The organism is Vibrio sp. 1402, from assembly GCF_033340275.1.
In genome coordinates this window covers 1-527 of sequence record NZ_JAWOWE010000663.1, presented here as the reverse complement: position 1 = coordinate 527, position 527 = coordinate 1, and the positions used below count along the sequence as shown (strand labels likewise).

Sequence of the window (527 nt, the reverse complement as noted above, 5' to 3'; positions counted from 1 at the left end):
ATGCCGTAACGTGCCAGCACAGACGCATCGTATTTTAGGTTCTGACCGACTTTCGCTTGAGCGTCGTCTTCAAGAATCGGTTTCAGCTGCTCAAGAACCCAATCGCGATCCAGTTGCTCTGGCGCATCCAAATAATCGTGTGCGACAGGGACATAAGCCGCAATACCTTCATCGATGGCAAATGACAAACCGACGAGGTTCGCCACCATGTAATCAAGGCTGTCCGTTTCGGTATCAAAGGCAAACAGCTCTGCCGCTTTGAGTTTTTCTAGCCACGCATTGAAAGAAACTTCGTCCAAAATGGTTTCGTACTGACTGCGATCAATCGTTACCGCTGAGGTTTCCATTTCAGCATGCGAAGAAGAAGATGATGATGCTTGCGCAGAGCCTGCAAGTTCAACCGCTTCGACAGTGCCTGAGCCGCCTTCAAGCAGTTCGTTCAACCAAGACTTAAACGTCAACTGACCATACAGTTTGATCAATTCGTCTTTGTTTGGCTCTGCTTTCAGTAGCGACTCTGGTGTTTC

Annotated in this window: 1 pseudogene; it reads right to left on the bottom strand. The window is 48.6% G+C overall.

The features are described from left to right. A pseudogene (locus tag R7044_RS27815) lies at nucleotides 1–527 on the bottom strand (DNA polymerase I); the annotation flags it as partial.